Genomic DNA, 22,433 nt, shown 5'->3' with positions numbered 1-22,433 from the left:
AGCACGGAATCGTAACGATGAAGGTTTACACGGCTGGAAGCCATTTTAAAAAATTAGGGATCTTATTACATAAGGAGGAATTTATGTGTCCGATAAAGTCCAAATTGGGTTAATACAAGCTTCTCACGATGTGGATGGAAATGAACCTGTCGAAGTTCATAAACAGGCATCGATCGAAAAACATATTAAACTGGTCCGGGAAGCGGCAGAAAAAGGAGCGCAAATCATTTGCCTGCAGGAAATTTTCTATGGTCCTTATTTCTGCTCGGAACAAAACTCAAAGTGGTACGATGCAGCTGAAGAAATTCCAAATGGTCCGACCACGGTTCAATTTCAGGAGCTTGCCAAAGAACTTGGAGTCGTTATTGTTCTTCCCATCTATGAAAGAGAAGGGATTGCGACGTACTATAATACAGCCGCTGTCATTGATGCAGATGGATCTTATTTAGGTAAATACCGTAAACATCATATTCCACAGGTGGGCGTAGGGGACAAGGGATATGGATTCTGGGAGAAGTATTACTTCAAGCCTGGTAATCTCGGGTATCCCGTGTTTGATACGGCCTTTGCTAAAGTCGGTGTTTATATCTGCTATGATCGTCATTTCCCTGAAGGGGCACGAGTGCTTGGCTTAAACGGGGCAGAAGTTGTATTTAATCCTTCCGCTACTGTGGCTGGTCTGTCCGAATATTTATGGAAGCTTGAGCAGCCGGCTCATGCGGTAGCAAATGGCTATTATTTAGGAGCTATTAACCGTGTCGGTTATGAAGGTCCATGGAATATGGGAGAATTTTATGGTCAGTCCTACCTTGTGGATCCGAGAGGAGAGTTCGTTGCTACCGGGAGCCGCGATCAGGATGAAGTCATTATTGGTGAAATGAATAAGAAGTTTATCCGGGAAGTCCGTGATACGTGGCAGTTTTACCGGGATCGTCGTCCCGAGACGTACGAGAAGATGGGGGAGCTTCTGCCATAACATAGAATTCCAGAATCGTGGAAGAAGTTCTGCATAGAAAAAAGGAAAATCGATCTCTTTTCCCTATGTAGAACTTCTTTCGTATAACCATGCATCTGAATCGTTTGGCAAGTATCTATTAAAGGAGGTTCATTGCATTGACTCAGTTAAAAAGCAAAGGAATATCTCTGGAGAACTTGAAATCAAACTTCGAGGAAGTTCACGAAGGTCTCAACAATCAGGAGGCCATGGAAGAAGCCAATCGCTGCTTGTACTGCTATGATGCTCCTTGTATTAAGGCATGTCCCACAAGCATTGATATTCCGAAGTTTATCAAAAAGATTGCTTCTGGAAATCTAAAGGGATCGGCAACGACCATCATGTCATCGAATCCTGTCGGTGCTACGTGTGCCCGCGTCTGCCCGACGGAGGAGCTTTGTGAAGGAGCGTGTGTATTAAATCACTCCACGGAGCCCATTTTAATTGGTGATCTGCAGCGGTTTGCGACCGACTGGGCCATCAAGAACGAACAGCTGTTATTCAAACCGGGGGAAAAGAATGGTATGAAGGTGGCAGTTGTTGGAGGAGGCCCAGCTGGTTTATCGGCAGCCCGGGAACTTGCTCGTTTTGGCTACGAGGTTACGATTTTTGAAGCGGAGGCTGAGGCTGGAGGGCTGGATACATACGGTATCGTGTCGTTCCGGCTGCCGCAGGATATTTCCCGCTGGGAAGTCGATCAGGTCAGACAAATGGACGTAGAAATCCGGACAAACACAAGAGTCGGAACCGATGTCACTTTTCAGGAACTATCCGAACAATATGACTCCATTGTACTGACTATCGGTATGGGAAACGTTCCAATGCTTGGAATTGAAGGGGAAGACTTAAACGGCGTTCATGACGCCATTGAATTTGTGAAAAGTACAAAATCAGGCCCGGTAACAGAGGAACTGCTCGGTAAAAACGTTGTGGTTATTGGTGCAGGTAACACGGCGATTGATGCGGCCACCTGTGCAGCTCGAAAAGGAGCGGCGGATGTGAAGATTGTTTACCGCCGCACGGTTAAAGAAATGACCGCTTATGATTTTGAATACGATTTTGCTAAACAGGATAACGTGGAATTCAACTGGCTGACGCAGCCAATCGAGATCATCGGGGATGAGACGAACCAGGTGACGCACCTGAAATGTGTGAAAATGGCGCTGGGCGAACCAGACGCGGATGGACGAAGAAGAGCGGCACCAGTTGAAGGTTCTGAATTTGTCATGGAAGCCGATGCGGTTATTAAAGCGATTGGACAGACACGCTATTCAGATTTAATTGAGGGCTTTGGTCTGGATCATGAAGGCGGTGTCGTCAAAGTTGACCCTGAATCCCTGCAAACATCCAATTCTAAGGTTTTCGCTGCAGGAGATGTGATTTTTGCAAAAGGACAAGGGGAAGCCATGGTGGTGACAGCCGCCCAGCAAGGCAAAGAAGTCGCTATGGCCATTCATAAACAGTTAGCTCCCGCACCAACAGCCGCGATGTAAAACTACTATTCAGGAGGCGTAATGATATGGCTGATTTAAGTTTAAATCTTGCAGGAATAAAATCTCCGAACCCCTTTTGGCTGGCTTCAGCACCTCCAACCAACTCCGGGTACCAGGTGCAGCGTGCATTCGAAGCCGGGTGGGGTGGAGCGGTTTGGAAAACGTTAGGAGAGCCGATCCTGAACGTTACTTCACGCTTCGCCGCCGTCGGTTTTAATGGTCAGAAAGTAGCTGGATTCAACAATATCGAATTGATTACCGATCGACCGCTTGAAGTGAATTTACGAGAAATCTATGAAACTAAAAAAAGATTTCCCAATCATGCAATCATTGCTTCTTTAATGGTCGAACCAACACAGGAGAAATGGCATGAAATCGTGAAGCGTGTAGAGGAAGTCGGCGTGGACGGTCTGGAGCTGAACTTCGGATGTCCGCATGGAATGGCAGAACGGGGGATGGGTGCTGCATCCGGCCAAGTGCCTGAGCTCGTGGAAAAACAAACGATGTGGGCCAAAGAAGTGGCTGAAACCCCGGTCATTGTAAAGCTTACACCGAATATTACGGATATTACTTTTACTGCTCAGGCAGCTGTGAATGGCGGGGCTGATGCGGTCAGTATGATCAATACCATTAACAGTCTGGCCGGAGTAGATATTGATACGTGGGATACGATTCCAAACGTTGCTGGTAAAGGGGCTCATGGCGGCTACTGCGGTCCGGCCGTGAAGCCGATTGCACTTAATATGGTAGCGGAGTGTGCACGTCATCCGAAAATCAATGTTCCTATTTCCGGTATGGGCGGGGTTTCAAGCTGGCGGGAAGCCGTTGAATTTATGCTTATGGGAGCGACAGGCGTGCAGGTTTGCACAGCCGCGATGCACCATGGTTTTAGTATTGTCGAGGATATGAAAGATGGGTTAAACAACTATCTGGATGAAAAAGGCATCGATTCGGTGATGGATCTTGTAGGTAAATCCGTAGAAAAGTACTCCGATTGGGGCAACTTGGATTTGAACCACCAGATTGTTGCCAAAATCAATAATGATGTGTGCATCAACTGTAATAAATGCCATATAGCCTGTGAAGACACTTCTCACCAGTGTATTGACATGCTGAAAGATGACAACGGTAATGACATCCTCAAGGTGCGTGAGGAAGACTGTGTCGGCTGTAATTTATGTTCCATCGTCTGCCCGGTGGATGGTGCGATCGATATGGTGGACTATGCGAATGGCAAACCGCCGATGACCTGGAATGAAAGGCAGGCAGCGATTGGCGCAGCTTCGTCCTGTGAAGTGGACTTGATCAAATAATAGTATGGAGGGTTATGATGAAGAAAATTATTAAGAATGGAATCATTGTCACAGCCGCAGAAACGTATAAAGCTGACATTATGGTAGAAAATGAAAAAATTGTACTGATTGGACAGGATCTGTCCGATTCTTCAGCTGAAATTATCGATGCGAAAGGCAACTACGTCTTTCCAGGCGGGGTTGATCCTCATACCCATTTAGAAATGCCATTTGGCGGCACGGTCAGTAAGGATGATTTTGAAACAGGCACGATTGCTGCAGCCCATGGCGGAACAACGACCGTGATCGATTTTTGCCTGACGAATAAAGGGAAGCCGCTTCAGGATTCGATCGATCAATGGCACGCGAAATCACGCGATAAATCCGTCATTGATTATAGCTTCCATTTGATGATTAGTGAAATGAATGACAGCGTACTGGAGCAGCTTCCAAGCGTCATTGAGGATGAGGGAATTACCTCTTTTAAAGTATTTATGGCTTACAAAAACGTCTTCCAGGCCGATGACGAGACCTTATTCCGCACACTGGAAGAAGCAAAAAGACTTGGCGCTCTCGTGATGGTGCATGCCGAAAACGGCGATGTGATCGATCACTTAGTTAAAAAAGCCCTTGAAAAAGGACAGACCGACCCGATCTATCATGCATTAACCCGTCCTCCTGAAGCCGAAGGAGAGGCAACTGGTCGTGCTGCTCAACTAACCGGACTTGCCGATTCACAGCTTTACGTGGTGCATGTATCGTGTGAAAACGCGGTTGAAGAAATATCGAAAGCAAGGAAGAAAGGCTATCAGGTAATAGGAGAAACGTGTCCTCAGTACTTAGTGCTCGACCAAAGCTACTTAGAAAAACCAAATTTTGAAGGAGCCAAATACGTATGGTCTCCTCCGCTGCGGGAGAAGAAGCACCAGGACGTTCTCTGGAATGCTCTGAAGACAGGTGAACTGCAGACGTTAGGATCCGATCAGTGCTCGTTTGATTTTAAAGGACAGAAGGATTTAGGGAAAGGTGACTTTACGAAGATTCCAAACGGCGGCCCCATTATCGAAGACCGGGTCAGCCTGCTATTCTCTGAAGGTGTGAAAAAAGGCAGAATCAGTCTAAACCAGTTTGTGGACATTATTTCCACACGCATTGCGAAGACATTCGGTATCTTTCCGCAGAAAGGAACGATCAGTGTGGGAGCAGATGCAGATCTCGTCATCTTTGATCCGAATATCGAGCGCACCATATCGGTTGAGACAAGTCACATGGCCGCTGATTACAATCCTTTTGAAGGAATAAAAGTAACCGGTCAGCCGGTCAGCGTGCTTTCGCGGGGCGAGTTCGTCATCCGTGATAAGGAATTTGTCGGGAAAGTTGGGTCCGGTAACTACCTGAAGCGTGCCCGTTTCGGTGAACTCAAACAGTCCCATGAAGAACTCTATCAAAACTAGTCCTGCCTAACGGATAACAAGAACCAGGTTGCCCGGCTTTTGAGCTATTAGGTTCTGTATGAGGTGGTGAGGGTCCGTTATCTAGAAAGGACTAGGGCTGGTGGGGAAATAATTCGCTTTCCTGTGGGGAACGGGGAGCTTCCTCGGTCATTGTTCACTCCCTGTGGGATCTCCCCTAGTTCCTTTTCCCACGGGAGTCTCATCATTTCCCCACCAACCCAACTATAATTATGCGAACGGACCCTTCTTTAGAAGTACAGCTGGTGGACTTGAGTCTTTCTAAAACCAGTGGTATCAGGCAGGCCATTTCTAACAAAAACTAGAGAAAACAGGAACCTATGGATGAATTTTATATTTCCTATCCAAGTGATTTTTACCAATGTTTCGAGCCTCTCATTTCAGGCAAGGTCCGGAGGGGGACGATGAAGACTCCTGTGGGATGAACATGATCGGTAAGATCCCGGAAGGCGGAGCCTGAGGAAGCTTACCACATGGGATGTTCGACTAAGATCGCCACGTCCTGTGGCAACGTCGAACGACCCTGCGTCGTGCAGGGCCACGGAAAGCGAATCGTCCCCCGCAGGACCTTCAGCATAATCAAACATCTCGAAACTGAGTCTTACACACACGGTCCGATTGTTTAATAAGCTTCTGAAAAATCAACTGCCAAGTTTAATAGTGTTATCTATTAAAAGCTGGGTGGCTGTTTTACAATTCCCATGTATCAAAATAGGAGGATTCCATATCTATGGATAAAAAAGATAATCATTTAAAGTCTCCAGACCTCATGCCTATTCCTCACCACGAGAAGAAAATCGGCACCCTCGGATTTACGTTTATGTGGATCGGGATGGCTGTAGTGTTAGCTGCCTTTGCCATTGGCGGAGCAGGCGTCCAATCCATTTCCCTCATCTGGGTGGTACTCGGAACGCTGCTTGGGACTCTGTTAATAGGGTTTGCAATCACGCTGACCGCCGATATCGGTATTGAACACGGCATTTCCTTTCCCGTCTACATGAGAGCTCCGTTCGGAACACTAGGAACCCACTTCCCTTCTGTAGTCAGAGGGCTGGCTGCATCGATGTGGTTTGGGATCAATACGTTTTTTGGCTCTACAGCTATTAATGGAATCTTAAATATCTTAACGGGCTTTGATAACTGGTTTGTCTGTTACGTCCTTTTTGCCTTATTCCAATTATTTAATACAGCGCTTGGGATTAAAGCCGTCGAGAAATTCGCCGATCTGGCAGCTCCGATTATTATTCTAATCGGTGTCTGGATGTATTTTAATCTGGCCGGTGAAGCTTCAGCTCAGAACAAAGATATCTGGGGATGGGTGGAGAGCCCTGTTACAGGTGGAGCAGCCTTCACAGCATTTGTCGTAGTCGTCGTGAGTAATATGGGATACTGGGCGACGCTCGCGGCCGATATTTCTTCCATTTCCCGGTTTATTAAAGCGCCCAAGCATGAAAGAAATTGGGTGAAACGAAACAAGGGAGCCCTGGTTGGAAGCCTGGTTGGTCTGCCGCTGACACAGACCTTCATTGTCGTCCTGGGTGCAGTATCGTATATTGCAGTATCGAACTTTGATCCGGTTGTCGCTCTTCAGGAATCGGCCAGCGGACTAGTCCTGGGTATTCTGCTCTTGATGATTGTGCTGGCGCAGTGGTCTACCAATGTCTCCGCCAATATCGTGCCGGCGGCGACCATTTTCTCTAATGTCGGCGGACCTAAGCTTCCTTTCTGGGCAGGTGTGTTTATTGCCGGTCTGATTGGAACCGTCATTCAGCCATGGAGTATATTCAATCTGCTGATTCCGGTCTTACTCATCGCTGCGGCTATCTTATCCGTGATTGTCGGAATTATATTCGCCGATTATTATCTGTTGAGAAAACGAAGAATGAATGTTCACGATTTATATAAGAGTGGAGGGCAGTACCGCTACGATGGAGGGATCAACTGGGCGGGGGTCATTTCCTGGGCAATAGGCAGCGTCGCCGCTTACACGTTCAGTACCTATTCCTTCTTTGTAGGGTTTGGAGTCGGTGCTCTTCTTTATTACTTGCTTGCTAAACACTGGTATTTCAAAAAACATCCGCAGGCAGAGATTGATAATCCAAGTGATGAAGAATACCTGGGCATAACGGTCGGACGTGACTGGAATATCGGGGAAGACTTTGTGGAAGAGAAAATTGGGCGGAAAACAGGAACAGAGGCAACCCCAGCTAAAGCCGATGCCTAACGAGGAGGAGAATGATGTCAACTTATCAGGAGTTTGAAATCGAACGCGAAAAAATAGACTTTTTATTAGAAAAGGGTTACACCATTAAAGGTGTGACGGAGAATTTGAGCGGTGCATTTGTAGAATTTGAGTATCAGGGGAACAACCCGGATAAGAGTAAGAAAGAGCGGCTGCATATTCTACACCCGGACGCTCGTAAATACTTTTCTACTATTTTAGTTCAGCAGCAACGTCAAAAAGAAGTTCAATAGAAGGACTGGGAGAGGATGAGCTTAGGCTCATCCTCTTATATTTGTTAAATTTTCTCACAATTAGTTAGATTTTTCCGATGCTTTGTAGTACGTTTGAAGAGGGGTATTTCTATGAAGTATCGCATGTCACTAGAGAACATATTGGCTCGAAAGCTTTTTGCTTCAGCGAAAGTCGTAGCTGGTCACAAGGGGATGGACCGCCAGGTTAAGTGGGTTCACGTTTTTGAAACGATCGAAGTCCGCAGAAATTTGAAGGGCGGGGAATTAGTGTTAGCCACGGGGTTTGGGTGGAAAGATGATGAAAGTCTGTTTCTTGATTTATTGGAACAAATGATTCAGCGGAACGTAGCAGGAATCTGCATAGAACTGGGAAGCTTCATTGATCACATATCGGAAGAAGCGATCCAGCTTGCTGACAAGCACGACTTTCCGATTATGATTTTTGAAGAAGAAGTTTCATTCGTGGACATTACTCAGGACATTCATGCGCACTTAATTAATCAGCAGTATGAATTAATAACCAATTTAGAAGATTATTCTCAACGTCTAAATAAGCGACTGTTAAAGATTGATAACTATTTTGAAATTCTAAAAAACTTACAGCAATATGTGAACTGCCAGTTAATTTATATCGCAAAGGATCACAGGGTCGTTACGATTCCAGCTATGAGAGAAAAAGAGAGGGAGTCGATGCTAGCTCGTATTCATGATTCCTCATCGAAGCAACTGGTCAAACAGACCGTGCAAGTGTTTGAAAGGGAGTTTGCGACCATTTATTTAATCTCGAGCTGCCGGGAATTTACCGAATTTGAATCCCTTCTACTGGATCGTACAGCAACGGCTTTAGCTCAGTATTTATTGCGGGAACTTTATACAGAGGAAAAACGAAAAGCCAGGGAAACCGAATGGCTTCTTGAATGGCTCCAAGGCGAACATAGTCCTGAAGAGATTAAAGATCATTTATCCTTTTACAAAATCCATCAGCCGGTTTCAGGAGCCGTTGTCCTGACGGTAAAATTAAAAATGGCCGATGGCCGTGATAACAATTTAGACCTCGCTTACTTAAATATGCTAATTCATAACATCTTCGATCAGAATGGATATTTCGTTTTTGCCGTCGAAAAGCGTCACTTATTAACGTTTATTCTGCTTAATAAAAAAGGGGAAGAAGATTGGAAGATTAGAATTAAACGAGGAATTGAGCGATTGAAGAAAATCAGTCTGCTCAATGATTCCAGCATTGATTCGTTCCAAATAGCCGGAGGTAAATTTGTCAGAGAACTAAACCTCCTGCACGAGAGCTTCCAAACAGCTCAGGAAACCTTGTCGATTCAGAATAAAATGCCGGCCGGCCACTTTAAATATTTTTATGAAGACATGCACATGTATCGGCTGATCTCTCTCGTACATAAACATAGCAACTTGAACGGACTGGTGGAGGAGTATTTAGAGCCGATCATTCAATATGATCAGAAGCACAATGCGAACTTATTAGAAACGTTAAGGGTTTATTTATCCTGCAATGGATCAAAAAAAGAAACAGCGGATAGAGTTTTTGTCGTGCGTCAAACTCTGTACCACAGGCTTGAGAAACTGGAAAAACTGTTAGGATCCGACTTCATGGAATCGGAAAAAAGACAGGTCCTTGAGTTTGCGCTGCTTGCAAATGAATATCAAAAAACCATTTACAGTTGACTAATTCTTTTAGACACGCCCATAGACGGTGTGCACTTATTCTTACATGGAATAAGTGTTTTTTTATGGATGTAGAACCAAAGAGGAGAAGGGTGAAGCCTGTATATAATAGAAGAAACTCGGTTCAGTTCGCAGTGTAGTCATTGTGTGAAAGGATCGTTTTAACCATTTGACACAATGTCTAATGAAAGTTGTTTCTATATGTTGGATAATTAAGATAATTCAAAATATTACCTTATATTTCTAATTCAAGGGGGTTCCTCCGTTGACAAAAGCTGATGTGAAGAGCGATCTGCTCGCAAAAGACGAAAAGTATGTATGGCATTCAATGAAACCTTATAAACCTGAAGATACAATGGTAGCCAAAAGTGCGAAAGGATCCTGGATTACGGATGTAGAAGGGAACCGATTTCTCGACGCTATGTCGGGCTTGTGGTGTGTCAATATTGGATATGGAAGAGAGGAATTAGCTCTGGCTGCTTTTGATCAAATGAAAGAATTATCTTATATGCCGATGACACAGAGTCATGAACCCGCGATTCAATTAGGAGAGAAAATTAATCAGCTCTTAGGTGATGATTATGTAATTTTCTTTTCTAACAGCGGGTCGGAAGCGAATGAAGCGGCCTTTAAAATGGTCCGGCAGTACCATCAGCAAAAAGGGGATTATTACCGAACCAAATTTATATCCAGGTACCGGTCATATCATGGAAACTCTACCAGCTCTCTCGCTGCGACGGGGCAGGCTCAGCGTAAGTATAAATATGAGCCATTGGGTCCGGGCTTTCTGCATGTAGCACCGCCAGATGAATATCGGAATGACCATAGTGAGAAGGATCAGTGGGGAGCACAGGATATCGACCGGGTGATGACGTGGGAGCATAGTGAATCGATCGCCGGGGTCATTATGGAGCCTATTATTACAGGCGGAGGTGTCATTGTGCCGCCAGAGCAATATATGAAAGAAGTAAAAGCTGTTTGTGAACGGCACGGTGCTCTCATGATTGTAGATGAAGTTATTTGCGGGTTTGGCCGGACAGGCAAGCCGTTTGGATTTATGAATTATGGTGTCAAACCTGATATCATCACGATGGCTAAAGGAATTACCAGTGCCTACCTGCCTCTTTCGGCAACCGCTGTTAAAAGAGAGGTTTATGAAGCTTTTTGCGGCAGCGAACCGTATGACTTTTTCCGTCATATCAATACCTTCGGCGGTCATCCGGCAGCTTGTGCGGTTGCACTTAAAAATATTGAGATTATGGAGAAAGAAAATCTCTTCGACCGATCCAGGGCTCTTGGAGAAGCAGCGAGAAATGAACTCAGTCACCGTCTTGGGAATCATAAGTATGTGGGAGATATACGTGGCAAAGGTCTTTTGATAGGAATAGAACTCGTGGAAGATAAAGATACGAAAGAGCCGCTCAAAGTGAGCAAAGTCAATCAGGTGATTGGCTATTGCAAAGACCAGGGCATTTTAATAGGTAAGAACGGGATGACGGTGGCCGGGTACAATAATGTTCTCACTCTGTCGCCCCCGCTCACCATCGAGGAAGAAGACATGCAATTGTTGCTCAACACCTTGGTCGATGCACTCCATCAGCTTTAGAGAGAGAAGGAGAGAGAATGGATGAAGATTGGGATTCCAAAAGAAATAAAGAATCATGAAAATCGGGTGGCCATGACCCCTGCTGGAGCTGCGAATCTGATGAAGGAAGGCCATGAAGTTTTGTTGGAAAAAGGGGCTGGGGAAGGCTCAGGTTTTACGGATCATGATTATGCTCAAGCAGGCGCAACTATTGTAGATTCAGCGGCTGAAGTCTGGGCGGCTCCAATGGTGATGAAGGTAAAAGAACCAATCTCAGAAGAGTATCACTACTTTTATGAAGGGTTGATCCTATTTACTTTTCTTCACCTGGCGGCTGATGATAAACTCACTCGAACCCTGGCCGAGAAAAAGGTCATAGCGATTGCTTATGAAACCGTGCAAGCAACCGATGGGACTCTTCCATTGCTGACTCCCATGAGTGAAGTGGCTGGACGCATGGCCACGCAAAAAGGCACTCAGTATTTAGAGAAGCCAAACAGTGGTAAAGGCATTCTGCTTGGTAGTGTGCCGGGAGTAAGAAGAGGTAAGGTGACGATTATTGGCGGTGGTGTCGTAGGTACCAACGCTGCCAAAATTGCAGTCGGCTTAGGGGCAGATGTAACCATGATTGACTTAAGCCCAGAGCGGCTCCGTCAGCTGGATGATTTGTTCGGTTCTTCGATTAATACGTTAATATCCAATCCATTAAACATAAAGGAAGCGGTTCAGGAAGCTGACCTGGTCATCGGAGCCGTTTTGCTTCCAGGTGCAAAGGCGCCCCGCCTTGTCACAGAAAAGATGGTGCAAGCGATGAGGCAGGGCTCTGTAATCGTGGATGTAGCCGTTGATCAGGGAGGCATCGTCGAGACGGTCGACCACGTAACCACACATGATCACCCAATTTATATAAAGCATGGAGTACTCCACTATGCGGTAGGCAATATGCCGGGGGCCGTCCCCCGGACTTCAACAGTGGCGCTGACGAATGTTACGATTCCTTACGCTATCCATATTGCAAATAAGGGCCATGAGCGAGCGTGTCTTGAAAATGAAGCGTTGTTAAAAGGGCTGAATGTAGTGAATGGCTACGTAACGTATAAAGAAGTGGCTGAAGTCCATCAACTGAGTTTATGGATGCAGCGAATGCGTTAAGGGCGGAAACGTATGCATAGATTTATATTTGAAGCGATTATAGCTTGCTGGAAACCATCTGGTTTTCTGCAAGCTATTTTAATGCCTGTTAAATTGTTAAGAATATCGGCTATCAGCTTCTTCGTGTATGTAATCATTTTAACATTCAAATAATTATTTGAATAATAAGATTGACTATATACCTGTATGGAGCATACACTATAAACAAACATTCAAACAATTATTAGAATGAAGGTGAAAGTTGTGAGTGAAAAAATAGTGAAGAAAGTTGAGAAAGATACGTGCGATACGTTTTGTTACGATGAGGAACTCGTTGAACGCGTTCAACCTAAAATGGATGATGTATTGGGAGTCGAACTTATATTCAAAGCATTATCCGATTCAACGCGGTTAAAAATTGCTTACGCGTTAACGCTAGAAGAAGAATTGTGTGTCTGCGATGTAGCCAATATTATTCGTTCAACAAATGCTACCGCATCTCACCATTTGCGTTTACTACGAAATATGGGGCTAGCCAAATATCGGAAAGAAGGGAAGCTGGTCTTTTATTCGTTAGCCGATGAACATGTGCACCAGCTTGTGAATATTGCAATGATACATGCCCATGAAAAATAAGCAGTAAGGATAAAGGATCAAGAAGGACGGAGGCAGGTATATGAGCCATATAGAAAAACATCATGAAAGCAGCTGCTGTTCGAACGAGAATACTACGCCTGTAAATGTACAAAGCGGAACAGCTGTTAAGTCAACGGAAACATCATCCTGTTGCAGTAGAGAAAGTGATGGAGTAATGGAAGATGCAGGAACAGCCTCGTGCTGCAGCAAAGAAAGTGATGAAGCAGTTCAATCAGCGGAAACTTCAACGTGCTGCAGCAAAGAATTGGGTGCAGCTAATGAGGAAGCAGCATCTGAAACGTCCAGCTGCTGCATTAATAATACCTCTGTAGAGGAGAGGAAGGAAACACATACAGGAGAGACACCCCTTTCGGGTTCCTCCGGGGTCACCGTTTTTAACGTTTCTGGAATGGACTGTCCTTCCTGTGCCGCCACTATCGAAAAAAGTCTGGGGCAGCAGGGGGGTTTTCAAACCGTAGAAGTTCACTATGGAACAGGGAAGCTGAAGGTTGAAGCAAAAGATGAGAAAGCCTTACACGAAGTACCCAGTCTTGTACGGAAACTAGGTTTTGAAGCGGAAAGGGTTCAGGATAAGAAGAACACTCAAACCTATCTTATTGAAGGAATGGATTGTGGTTCCTGTGCCAAAACGATTGAAAAACATCTTGGCAGTCAGCCGAAGGTAAACAAAGTCACGGTGAATTTTTCTACGGGCAAGATGCAGATTGATCATAATACTTCATCAGAAGAAATCATTCAGGAAGTGGATAAGTCAGGGTTTACAGCTTCTCTGGAAACCTCAAAAAGAACAGAAGATCATGAGGCAGGGAAGAAGCCGACTGATACAAGAACTACTGTTTCAGGGCTACTACTGGCCTTAGGTTTTATAGGTTCCTTTACGAATCTTCCAGCTTTACTGATCACACTGCTCTATGCAGCTTCCATCGGAATTGGAGGATATAAGCCGGCTAGAAGTGCTTTTTATTCCATCAGAAGCCGCTCATTGGATATGAACGTTCTCATGGCATCTGCCGCTATAGGTGCTGCCCTTATCGGGGAGTGGTTTGAAGGAGCGATGGTTGTCTGGCTGTTTGCTCTTGGTAACACTCTGCAAAATAGATCCATTGAGCGAACAAGGGATTCGATCCGAAGTCTGATTAATCTTGCCCCGTCTGAAGCTACTGTGAAAGTAGGAAACGAGTGGGTAAGGAAACCTGTTGAGAGTATCTCCATTCAGGACAGAATTCTCGTTAAACCAGGAGAGAAGCTGCCCCTTGATGGGGAAGTCGTTGCAGGTGCTTCCAGCATTAATCAGGCTCCGATTACAGGAGAGTCTCTACCTGTCGACAAGCAGGAGGGAGATTCGGTATATGCGGGCACGATTAATGAGCACGGTTCTCTTAAAATCCGCGTAACAAAGCTGGTGGAAGATACAACGATTGCCGGGATTATTCATCTCGTCGAAGAAGCCCAGGAGAAAAAAGCTCCAACTCAAGCCTTCGTAGATCGTTTCGCCAGAGTGTACACACCGATTGTATTCAGTCTCGCGCTGCTTGTGATGGTGCTCCCGCCTCTTGCCGGCTTCGGCAGTTTTGGGGAGTGGGTATATAAAGGTCTTGCCTTGCTGGTAGTTGCGTGTCCATGTGCGCTCGTTATTTCTACACCCGTTGCCATTGTTTCCGCTATCGGAAATGCAGCCAAGAACGGGGTGTTAATTAAGGGAGGCACCTTCCTTGAAAAAGCGGGAGCTGTTCAAGCAATTGCTTTTGATAAAACCGGGACATTAACAGAAGGTAAACCGAGAGTATCTCAAGTATTTGCGCTGAACGACCAGTCTGATGAACTGATCCGTATCGCTCATACAATTGAAGCTCATTCGACACATCCCATTGCAAAAGCGATTACGGATTATGCAGGTGAAAGAGAAATTGGTGTTAAAGACGGCTTGAATTACAACGCCATTGCAGGAAAAGGCGCAAAAGCCACAATGGATGGTGTCGATTACTTCGCTGGTAACCCTAAACTATTTGAAGATCTGGCCATCTCAGTGGATATAATTCGTGACCAAATTCATTCCATCCAGGGAGACGGGGGATCAATCGTCATCGTCGGCACGCGCACGGAAATATTAGGTGTGATAGGTGTATCGGACACCATTCGAGAGATTACTCTTGACTCTATTCAGAAACTGAAAAGCACGGGGCTAAAGGAAATGGTAATGCTGACAGGAGATAATGAGGGTACGGCTAAAAAGGTTGCCGAGTCAGCAGGAGTGGACCGCTACATTTCAGATTTGATGCCTGAAGAAAAAGTAACGGCTGTTAAAAAGCTTCAGGCTGAAGGAAAAAGTGTGGCGATGGTCGGAGATGGTATTAACGATGCACCGGCCCTTGCGACGGCGGATCTCGGTATTGCCATGGGAGGCGCAGGGACAGATACAGCCATGGAAACGGCCGATATTGTACTAATGGCCGATAATTTAGAAAAACTCCCCTATACCATCAAGTTAAGCCGGCGTTCCTTAAAGATTATTAAACAGAATGTCTGGTTCTCCTTAATCACAAAATTCGCAGCACTGCTTTTAATCTTCCCGGGTTTCCTGACCTTATGGATGGCAGTTTTAAGTGATACAGGAGCGGCTTTGCTCGTTATTTTAAACAGTATGAGGTTAGTAAGACAAAAATAGAGAGGTGCGCCTCTCTATTTTTTTACGTGAAGATTTTGGAAGACGCTATGAAAAAAATAAGACATAATCTAACCATAAAAAAAGCCTGCAGAATAAATGGTTACTCTGCAAGCTGCGAAAAAAGTCAAGTATATTTGTAGTTAACACGTTTCTTCCTCGATGAGCTTCTCGATCTTTTCTTGAATGAATTCTTTGGTCTGTTGAATCAAACGCCAATTCAATATGATCTCATCCTGGTCTTTCTTACCTAAGCGCGCGGCATCTTCCTCAGCGGAGATTGATCTCGAATGAAGGTCGGAGAATTTTTTCTCAGACTTCTCCCTTAACCACTCTTTCGCTAAAGCAATCAGCTGCTTATTGATTTGCTCATCTTTTTCATCCCCAGGGTAAGTAAAAAGGAATTTCCCTTTATTGAAGGAGAAAGCATAGTCATGGCCTTCATTTAGGATTAATTGATAAGAGCGCCCTAAATAATTAATCTTCTGGCCTGTTTCCACTGAAAGGCGATCCACATGGTAAAGCTCGGTGTGATGCGTTTCCCACGTTTCTTTCATCCAGGCGGCTTTTTTCTTAAGAAAGGCTTCGATTAATTCAGGTTTTCTTTTCTCGGGAGCGGTAACTTGAGCTCCATTCAATTCATCCATATAAATTTTTACGTAATAAATCGTAGGTTTGGTATGTAAATCATAATGAATCTTTTGATCCTTATAGGTTAACTCCGGCATAGGGACGCCCCTTTCCTTGTGTTCTCTACTATTTTAATAGAGTGGGGCAGAAGCGTCAAAAAAACTTGGCAATAGTAACTTTCGAGCTTAGTTAGTTAAAGAACCACGAGCATCTTCCGTATGAATGATCTTCAGGCAGAAGATGGTTAGTGTTTTTGAAAATGGTTTACTGTTTGCAAACGATTGAGGGCATTTCCATATGGAATCAAATACCTGGCTTAGGACTTTTTCGATTCGATGGGCTTCTGTTATGTATCTATGAATCAAATACCTGGCTTAGGACTTTTTCGATTCGATGGGCTTCTGTTATGTATCTATGAATCAAATTATAAAGGTAGTGGACATATCTGTCGTATAGATCGCTTAGGGCTTTCTTATCTCTGGATGTAATCTTAGAAAGTAATAGTAAATCTTGATTCATAGGATTTTCTCCTTGGGTCGTTTTACTTATTACTTAAGATACCCTTTACTATTTATCTGAAACCATTTAACCGGACAACCGTACTAAAGTTGAGGAACGTATTTCCTAACCAGAAAATTGGAAGGAGGATGGGATGCCTGAATGGTTTAATATTCAAATACAAGACAGATTCGAATTTTTGTCACCGAGTCATCTGATTATGCTTACTATTCTTTTTTCGGGAATTGCTTTACTGCTGATTTTTCACCGTACTTTACAAAAAAATAATAAGCTTCAGCAATCCGTAAGGTGGAGTTTGTTTGTTCTACTGCTGGGGTGCGAAATTGGGCAGACGATATGGGGACTTGTAAACAACAACTGGAATATGGAAGATCATGCACCGCTTCACTTGTGCGGAATTGCATCTTTCCTTGGAATGGGCGCTCTGCTTTTTTATCGGCACAGAGTCATACAGCTCGTATATTTTATTGGGATTATTCCGCCGGTTGTAACATTATTAACGCCGGAGGTATTTTACTCGTTTCCGCATTTTCGATTTATGAAATTTTTCCTGCACCATATGGCTTTAGCCTGGACCGGCATATTTTTAATTCTGGTCAGTTCTGCACGTATCACGTTCCGGTCGCTTCTGGTGATGTTCGGTTATTTGAATCTTTATGCTGCTTTTATCTTTTTTCTTAACCGGAGAATCGGAACGAACTACTTGTTTCTGGCAGGGACGCCCGATGTAAGTACCCCGCTTGATGCGCTTGGGGAAGGGGTGTGGTACTACGTCAATTTAGAGATCTTCTGTTTTGGAATATTTTTAGGAATGTATGGGTTGTATCGTTTGATAACCCTCGTACGAAATTGGAAAAAGAGGTCCGGATTAAAAGAAGAAAAGTATCATTATCTATAGGAACAGATGGAATACATACAAAAGAAGCCGCATCTAAGACGAAATCCTGGATGCGGCTTCTTTTTTAATGCTGTGCTTCCGTTTCCTTCAGTTCGTATAAAGGAACTTCCTGGAAAATATTGGGCTGATCCACGGGGTGGATTCTTGCGGTTTCACTTCTTTCAATGACTTCCTCAATGTAAATCGGTCTGTCCTCATGGGTAACCGCAATCATTTCGGGGGAGTGGAAAATTTCTTTCGCGCGTTCTTTATTCATGAGCAGTATCCTCCTTTTTCATATCTCTAATGTTTGCATCAAACGTCAGAGCTATTCTCTAAAAAGGTGTTTTCCTGCGTAACTATCGTAATATTTCTTGAAGAATCGGGTCCTGATCCAGAAAATCCAATGCTTTACGCTGAAATTTCTTTTCATGTAAATAAGTATAGCGGTGCGGCTTGATTTCTGGACTTTTTTCAATGGCCATTTTAAAATCCGCTTTCTTTATCTCCAGCGTTTTTATATATTCAAAAAAGCCTGTCCGTGTAAACACTTTTTGCATCCGTTCGGCACGATGTTCCTGTACGTTGGCCATAATATAAGTCGCTATCCCCACCTGGATGCCGTGCATGTGAGGACGTTCAGCGTACTGATCGAGCGCATGGGAAATCAGATGTTCCGATCCGCTGATGGGGGCGCTGTTTCCACTGATAATGGTGGCCACTCCGCCCATCGTTAACGAACTGACCAGCTCTTTTAAAAAAGTAGGATCCTGGATGTCGTGCATAGGAGTGCGAACGAAGCTGTTCACCGCTTTTTTACTGAGCATTGATGCAAAAGCATTTACCCGGCTTACACCTTTACGATCTTCGAATTCCCAGTCGTAAAGGGCAGTAATATTGGACATTAAGTCACCAACACCAGCTAAGATAAACGGGGTAGGTGCGTTTTGAATGATATTAAGATCCGCAATGATGCCATAGGGAACTTTGGCTGGAACTGTTGTTTTCTTCCCTTCAATCAGCAGCGAACAGTTACTGCTTGCGAATCCATCGTTTGAGGCTGACGTTGGAATACTAATAAAAGGAGTTTGGCGGGAAAAGGCCATATATTTCCCGCAATCAATCACGGCCCCTCCACCCACCGCGACGATCGCATCATACATTTGTAAAGAAAAAGCCTGCTTAATCAGATCATGAACCTCGGCATGAGGCTGTATAAGGACTGTATCCAGCTTGATAGTTGAAAGAGAATCTTTGATGTTTGCCTCCCATTGATCCATCGTGAATGAATCAAACAGCATCAGGATATTTTCAAATCCATGGCGGTCAAAAATCTCCTGAAGATTGTAAATAATGCCGCTCTTAATTTCCAGAATAGCTGGAATCGGGATATTTGTAATAGGATTAGTCATAAGACAAAAACCCTTTTTTCTCTAAATCAGCCTGGATGTCTTTAAATGTTGTCACAGGAGTGAAAGCAATATTTTTTTCGCTTAGAATCTCCTGCAGAGCATCTTTAGCAAAGGTGGCATCGGCATAGACCGCCGGATGGGAATCGGGCTCGCTGTCGCCGGCAAAATGAACGGTTTCGTATTCCTGTTTCAGCTCCTGAATCACTTTGGATTTGTCGATGCCGTAGCGTTCCGAATGATGCCGGTGGGAAGGATCAATGTTTAAATGAACATTTTGGTCCTCATAATACCCCTCATTAGAATAAACAGTCACATTCTGAATGTTGTATTCTTTTAAAATGTGATGAATGTAATAATCGGTCCCGGCACTTAAAATGTAGAAGTCTCCGCCATTCTTCTGCACGTGCTTAATAAAGTCCGGCACATACTCATCAATAGGGATATTGATAATATCCTCGATGATCTGCTCCTCATGCTGATTGATAGATGTAAAAATCGAACGTAAAAATTCGATGTCCTTTATCTGACCTGCTTTCCACTTCTTAAAAAGGTCTCTGCCTTCCGGATAGTATTTCTCAATGATTACCCAGTAAAAGTCTTTATTTGAAATCGTACCATCAAAATCTGAAACAAATGCCCATTTCTTCATCGGTCATCCCTCCACTGCTATTTTCTATAGTGTACCAAAATTTTCTGCATGTTGATGGATTAAAAACGCTTCATGTAAGGCAGAAAAACAACTATTTCTTATATGATAGCTTCCCCAAATCCTGTACGTCATTTGCACCTCATTCAATTTGAAGACTTGTATGAAATATGCCGTTCTCAATTCTATATTTTTCCATAGGTTATAAAGAGAGGAGGTGTAAAATGCCTGTTATTTCAAAAAAAGGGCTGATCTATACGGTCAAATCTGGCGATACACTCTATGCAATTGCCAGTCGTTTTGGCAGTGCGGTAGACGCAATTGAAAGGGCTAACCATCTTTATCCGCCTGTGACAGATCGAGGATTAATTTTCCCTGACGATGTTTTAGCCATCCCCACCTCAACATCTAATCCGATCATCTCACATATCGTGACGAACGGGGACACCCTGATGGCTATTGCTCAAACGTTTAACACTTATGTTGATCTTCTTGCGGGAGTGAACAATATTTCGAATCCCAACTTGATTAGTGTAGGACAGAGCCTGGTTGTTCCAGCGTTCACTTATAGAATTGTCAGCGGTGATACATTGTATTCCATTGCAAGACGGTTCGGGGTAAGTGTTGCGGAAATCGAAGAAGCCAATGCCGATCGACCTGGTTTCCAAAGAGATGTCATCTGGCCGGATTATCACCTAATCATCCCGATCCCGACTTCAAGGAATATCTTTGTGACCCGTCCCCTGCCTGACTCCAGCTTTAACAGCGGGGATAAGGTAGAAGGATATGCAAGAGTATTTGAGGCGGTTGTTACTTTTCAATTGAGGGATCGTAATGGCGTAGTGGTGTCTAACGAACGCTTCGCTATGACTGATAAAGGCGCTCCAGCGTATGGATTTTTCAGTAGTACCGTTCCTTTTGACCGACAGCCTACATCATCTTCTGGAGAGTTATGGGTCTACAGTCGAAGTGCTAAAGATGGCAGTATTCAAGACCTCGTGAAAATTAAAGTAAACTTCTAATAAACAGTCAGCCTTCTTAAATGGAAGGAGGCTGTTTTTTATGTAGGCGTTGAATTTTAATTTGGTCTATGTATCTTTGTATAGAAGAATAAGGTATATTTTTACTATAATAAAAAATTTTGATTATTAAAAAATTGATCTTGCACAGAGTATAAGGAATCAAATCTTTTTCTCATCCGCTGCCATTTCTTAATTTTTATCGGGAGAGGAGAAAGATTATGAAAAAAGCAGTATGGATCGTCGTGTTTGCTTTAATTCTGGGAGGAGGAACGTTGATTTCAGTTCAAGCTACAAAATCGTTAAAAGTTGAAAAGCGGCAGGTACATAAGGAAGAAGCCTTTACGGCAAGTGACATTCGAGAAGTCCATGTAAATACTTCATCGGCTGATGTTCAATTTATAAAAGGGGAAAGCGATGAAATTCAAGTGACACTCAGCGGATATGCCCGAAAGTGGAAGCAGTATTCCTATGAAGCGAAAGAGACCAACGGCGAGTTAAAAATAAAGCTTGAAAAAAATCATGGGCTCGGCCTTTCTTTTGGTTTTATCCGGGGCGACGACTTGAAATTGCTCGTGGAAGTACCCGAGCAGAAACTGGAATCTGTAAAAATTAATACCTCTTCATCTGAAGTCAGCCTTAGGGATCTACAAGTCAGTCACCTGATTGCTTCCTCAAGTTCCGGAGATATAGAAGTATCCAATCTGCAAATGGAGGAAAAGCTGAACATCCATTCTTCCAGTGGTGATGTCATGATGACAGACATTAAAGGGCCAGACGCTGTAGTCGAATTGGCAACGAGCAGCGGAGATATAGAAGGATACGGATTACTTGTTAATGAAATGAAGGCTGATTCTTCCTCGGGCAAAGTGGATATATCGCATAAGCGTCTCGCTGGAAATCTAACGGCTACTACGTCGAGCGGGGATGTTACTTTTTCATTTGAAGAAGAACCTCCATCGTTTATGCTGAGCTATCAATCAAGTTCAGGAGAAGAGCGCATTCAACTGGATGGAATTGATTATGAGAGAAGATCAGATCATGAGGTGAAAGGCTATAAAGGAGATCAGAAGTATCAAATCGTAGTGGAAACGAGTTCTGGAAATTTTACATTGGACTGAATCATTATGTAACCAGGGACTTCCTATTTGGGAAGTCCCCGGTTTTATTAACTAAAAGTGACTCTTTGCACCCACATATTTGGTTTTCCAATAAGAGCTGGAAAGCTTTTGTGTTCTGACTCCGTGAGAGGTAGCAGCAATAAACTCACCGGACCCCGTGTATATTCCAACAAATGAAACTTTGCCTTTTCCAGCTGTATCAAAGAATACGAGATCTCCAAACTTTAAATCAGATTGCTTCTTAACCACTTTTCCTTGCTTGTATTGATCAGCACTTGTGCGGGCAATTTTCTTTTTAGCAGCAGAATAGGAATAGATGTATTGAGTAAATCCGCTTGCATCAAATCCTTTAGGCGTCGTGCCTCCCCATTTGAACGGAGACCCAGCGTACCTCTCCGCTACGGCAGACACTTCCTCTCCATAGTTAATCGTAGCTTCTGCTTTTGAAAAAGGGGTGAAGACAAAAGCAGCCACTAATGAAAAAATAACCGCAGCATACACCCAACACCTTGACTTCCTAACAGCAACATTCATCCTTTTGACCTCCTGAAGTTAAATTCGCCAAACAATAATTATAGTATTGTTGATATTTTTCGTTTATTCCACCGACGAATATGAAAAGTTTTCGACATAGATTTCCATGGGCAGACGCTATGGCAACTATTAGAATAAGGAATAAACTATATCTTTGCCAGATCCGCATAGTTAATAGTTCTCTTATAAAAAGTAGAGGAAGACGGCCCAATTGATGTA

Annotated in this window: 21 protein-coding genes; 15 read left to right on the top strand and 6 right to left on the bottom strand. The window is 43.9% G+C overall.

What is annotated here, in order from left to right; translation table 11 throughout:
* The first annotated feature begins 85 nt into the window (after positions 1–85).
* From BMZ06_RS10415 to BMZ06_RS10365, 12 genes are all read left to right on the top strand, one after another.
* Complete coding sequence (locus BMZ06_RS10415) at positions 86–976, top strand: nitrilase-related carbon-nitrogen hydrolase (RefSeq protein ID WP_089751981.1); 891 nt, start codon at positions 86–88, stop codon at positions 974–976.
* Between the two features lie 137 nt (positions 977–1,113).
* Complete coding sequence (locus tag BMZ06_RS10410) at positions 1,114–2,487, top strand: NAD(P)-dependent oxidoreductase (protein ID WP_089751980.1); 1,374 nt, start codon at positions 1,114–1,116, stop codon at positions 2,485–2,487.
* Between the two features lie 26 nt (positions 2,488–2,513).
* Complete coding sequence (gene preA, locus BMZ06_RS10405; RefSeq protein WP_089751979.1) at positions 2,514–3,800, top strand: NAD-dependent dihydropyrimidine dehydrogenase subunit PreA; 1,287 nt, start codon at positions 2,514–2,516, stop codon at positions 3,798–3,800.
* 17 nt (positions 3,801–3,817) lie between these two features.
* Positions 3,818–5,233, top strand: a complete 1,416-nt coding sequence (gene hydA / locus BMZ06_RS10400; RefSeq protein WP_089751978.1) for a dihydropyrimidinase — start codon at positions 3,818–3,820, stop codon at positions 5,231–5,233.
* 748 nt (positions 5,234–5,981) lie between these two features.
* Entirely contained in the window at positions 5,982–7,475 is a 1,494-nt protein-coding gene (locus tag BMZ06_RS10395; protein WP_089751977.1) for an NCS1 family transporter, read from the top strand.
* A 14-nt stretch (positions 7,476–7,489) separates the two neighbouring features.
* The gene (locus tag BMZ06_RS10390) at positions 7,490–7,726 is read left to right on the top strand and encodes a hypothetical protein (protein ID WP_089751976.1); all 237 of its coding nucleotides are present in this window, start codon (positions 7,490–7,492) and stop codon (positions 7,724–7,726) included.
* A 111-nt stretch (positions 7,727–7,837) separates the two neighbouring features.
* Positions 7,838–9,421 (top strand): PucR family transcriptional regulator, encoded by a 1,584-nt coding sequence (locus BMZ06_RS10385; RefSeq protein WP_089751975.1) that lies wholly within the window; start codon positions 7,838–7,840, stop codon positions 9,419–9,421.
* A 265-nt stretch (positions 9,422–9,686) separates the two neighbouring features.
* Positions 9,687–11,027, top strand: a complete 1,341-nt coding sequence (locus BMZ06_RS10380) for an aspartate aminotransferase family protein (protein ID WP_089751974.1) — start codon at positions 9,687–9,689, stop codon at positions 11,025–11,027.
* 21 nt (positions 11,028–11,048) lie between these two features.
* Positions 11,049–12,158: an alanine dehydrogenase gene (gene ald / locus BMZ06_RS10375; protein ID WP_089751973.1), complete on the top strand. Its 1,110-nt coding sequence runs from the start codon at positions 11,049–11,051 to the stop codon at positions 12,156–12,158.
* A 12-nt stretch (positions 12,159–12,170) separates the two neighbouring features.
* On the top strand, positions 12,171–12,311 hold the full coding sequence (locus BMZ06_RS20710) for a hypothetical protein (protein WP_175477862.1): 141 nt from the start codon (positions 12,171–12,173) through the stop codon (positions 12,309–12,311).
* 90 nt (positions 12,312–12,401) lie between these two features.
* The gene (locus tag BMZ06_RS10370) at positions 12,402–12,773 is read left to right on the top strand and encodes an ArsR/SmtB family transcription factor (protein ID WP_089751972.1); all 372 of its coding nucleotides are present in this window, start codon (positions 12,402–12,404) and stop codon (positions 12,771–12,773) included.
* A 175-nt stretch (positions 12,774–12,948) separates the two neighbouring features.
* On the top strand, positions 12,949–15,459 hold the full coding sequence (locus BMZ06_RS10365) for a heavy metal translocating P-type ATPase (protein WP_245755998.1): 2,511 nt from the start codon (positions 12,949–12,951) through the stop codon (positions 15,457–15,459).
* A gap of 140 nt (positions 15,460–15,599) precedes the next feature.
* Here BMZ06_RS10365 and BMZ06_RS10360 read toward each other — a convergent pair whose 3' ends face one another.
* Together BMZ06_RS10360 and BMZ06_RS20705 are read right to left on the bottom strand one after the other, a co-directional pair.
* The gene (locus tag BMZ06_RS10360) at positions 15,600–16,184 is read right to left on the bottom strand and encodes a YgjP-like metallopeptidase domain-containing protein (RefSeq protein WP_089751970.1); all 585 of its coding nucleotides are present in this window, start codon (positions 16,182–16,184) and stop codon (positions 15,600–15,602) included.
* A gap of 256 nt (positions 16,185–16,440) precedes the next feature.
* Positions 16,441–16,605 (bottom strand): RNA polymerase sigma factor, encoded by a 165-nt coding sequence (locus tag BMZ06_RS20705; RefSeq protein ID WP_175477861.1) that lies wholly within the window; start codon positions 16,603–16,605, stop codon positions 16,441–16,443.
* A 133-nt stretch (positions 16,606–16,738) separates the two neighbouring features.
* Between BMZ06_RS20705 and BMZ06_RS10355 the strand changes: the two genes are divergently transcribed.
* Entirely contained in the window at positions 16,739–17,503 is a 765-nt protein-coding gene (locus BMZ06_RS10355) for a YwaF family protein (protein ID WP_089751969.1), read from the top strand.
* A gap of 64 nt (positions 17,504–17,567) precedes the next feature.
* Here the strand turns inward: BMZ06_RS10355 and BMZ06_RS10350 are convergent, their stop codons facing one another.
* The 3 genes from BMZ06_RS10350 to BMZ06_RS10340 all read right to left on the bottom strand — a co-directional run bounded on the left by BMZ06_RS10350 (position 17,568) and on the right by BMZ06_RS10340 (position 19,543).
* A complete protein-coding gene (locus BMZ06_RS10350; protein ID WP_089751968.1) occupies positions 17,568–17,759 on the bottom strand; it encodes an H-type small acid-soluble spore protein in 192 nt (63 codons plus the stop codon).
* 82 nt (positions 17,760–17,841) lie between these two features.
* Positions 17,842–18,894, bottom strand: coding sequence for an iron-containing alcohol dehydrogenase family protein (locus tag BMZ06_RS10345; protein WP_089751967.1), 1,053 nt, complete (start codon positions 18,892–18,894; stop codon positions 17,842–17,844).
* Entirely contained in the window at positions 18,887–19,543 is a 657-nt protein-coding gene (locus BMZ06_RS10340; RefSeq protein WP_089751966.1) for an MtnX-like HAD-IB family phosphatase, read from the bottom strand. The genes BMZ06_RS10345 and BMZ06_RS10340 overlap by 8 nt, the downstream gene beginning before the upstream one ends.
* A 221-nt stretch (positions 19,544–19,764) precedes the next feature.
* Between BMZ06_RS10340 and BMZ06_RS10335 the strand changes: the two genes are divergently transcribed.
* Positions 19,765–20,562, top strand: coding sequence for a LysM peptidoglycan-binding domain-containing protein (locus BMZ06_RS10335; protein WP_089751965.1), 798 nt, complete (start codon positions 19,765–19,767; stop codon positions 20,560–20,562).
* Between the two features lie 218 nt (positions 20,563–20,780).
* The gene (locus BMZ06_RS10330) at positions 20,781–21,680 is read left to right on the top strand and encodes a DUF4097 family beta strand repeat-containing protein (protein ID WP_089751964.1); all 900 of its coding nucleotides are present in this window, start codon (positions 20,781–20,783) and stop codon (positions 21,678–21,680) included.
* Between the two features lie 51 nt (positions 21,681–21,731).
* On the opposite strand, the gene BMZ06_RS10325 is transcribed toward BMZ06_RS10330, so the two are convergent.
* Positions 21,732–22,214: a C40 family peptidase gene (locus BMZ06_RS10325; RefSeq protein WP_089751963.1), complete on the bottom strand. Its 483-nt coding sequence runs from the start codon at positions 22,212–22,214 to the stop codon at positions 21,732–21,734.
* Positions 22,215–22,433 lie beyond the last annotated feature (219 nt).

The organism is Halobacillus alkaliphilus, from assembly GCF_900113125.1.
Classification (GTDB): Bacteria; Bacillota; Bacilli; order Bacillales; family Halobacillaceae; genus Halobacillus; species Halobacillus alkaliphilus.
The sequence above is the reverse complement of the archived record's forward strand: the minus strand, read 5'-3'. Positions and strand labels throughout refer to the sequence as shown.